Source organism: Sphingobium sp. ba1, assembly GCF_000743655.1.
GTDB lineage: Bacteria > Pseudomonadota > Alphaproteobacteria > Sphingomonadales > Sphingomonadaceae > Sphingobium.
The window spans coordinates 1-1203 of record NZ_JPPQ01000075.1; the positions used below are offsets into that span (position 1 = coordinate 1).

Below are 1203 nucleotides of genomic sequence, written 5' to 3' on the forward strand. Positions count from 1 at the left end.
AGGGGGAGGAGCCTTATGGGTCGCAATCATTGCATCTCGGTATAAGGCAATGAGCTTGCAGCGCCTCACGCCGCCGCGCGTTTCAACCTGTCGTTGATCGCCGCGCCGATCCCCTCCATCGGGACGGGCGCAACCGCGATCTTCACCGCGGCGCTCGCATCAGCGATGTGAAGCGCCGCGAACAGGCTGGCGGCGGCCTCCCGCACATTGGCGTCGGGGCTTAGGTTGATGTGGCAAGGCATCAGGCCGAAGCCGATCAGATATTCATCCTTCTCCGCCCGCAACGCATTCAATCGCACCGGTTTGGACGGCGCATAATGGCTCTCTAGCTGGCCGGGCGCCTCGATCTTGTGCGCGCCAGTGCCGATGACAACGGGAAGCCCGCTTGCCTCCTCCAGCATCGCGGCGGTGACAGGGCCGGGGCGCAGCAGCCGTACTTGGTCGGCGTCCGGCGCGGCGATGGTCGATTCCACGCCTTCGCTGGTCGGCCCCTCGTCCAATATCATCCGCACCTTGCCATTCAGGCTGGCCAGCACATGCTCGGCGCGCGTCGGGCTGATCGACCCGCTGCGATTGGCGGACGGTGCGGCGAGTGGCCGCCCACTCTCGCGGATCAGCGCGCGCATCGCCGGATGCGCGGGCAGCCGCAGCGCGACGGTGGGCAAGCCTGCCATCACCAACGGCGACAACCCGCTATCCGCCCGCACCGGCAGCACCAATGTCAGCGGCCCCGGCCAGAAACGGTCGGCAAGGCGCATGGCGACCGGGGAGAAATCCGCCAGCCGCTCGGCCATGGCCCGATCGGACACATGGACGATCAGCGGATTGAAACTCGGACGCCCCTTGGCGCTGTAGATTGCCGCAACGGCATGGCTGTCGGTGGCATCGGCGGCCAAGCCATAGACCGTCTCGGTGGGGACCGCCACCGGCTCACCGGCGCGGATCAACAGCGCTGCCTCGCGCAGCGCCTCGGCGCCATAGCGGCAGGATTTAGTGGAATAGGCTGGATTGGCGATGGTCACGGTCCCCGCGATATAGACCTCAGTAAACCCAAGTAAAAGTCCATTGCGACAGGAGAATGACATAAGCGGACCCGCGCTTGCCGTAACGATCATCGCTGGCTAAGCCCGGCGCATGAACGACGCCCTCCTGATCCGCATCGCCGACGCGCTCGACCGGCTCGCACCGCCGCCAGCCGCTTGC

At 66.3% G+C, this 1203-nt stretch carries 1 protein-coding gene; it reads right to left on the bottom strand.

Annotated elements, in window-relative coordinates:
- Positions 1 to 65: 65 nt before the first annotated feature.
- A complete protein-coding gene (locus IL54_RS19145; RefSeq protein WP_037479596.1) occupies positions 66 to 1022 on the bottom strand; it encodes an L-threonylcarbamoyladenylate synthase in 957 nt (318 codons plus the stop codon).
- Between the last annotated feature and the right edge of the window lie 181 nt (positions 1023 to 1203).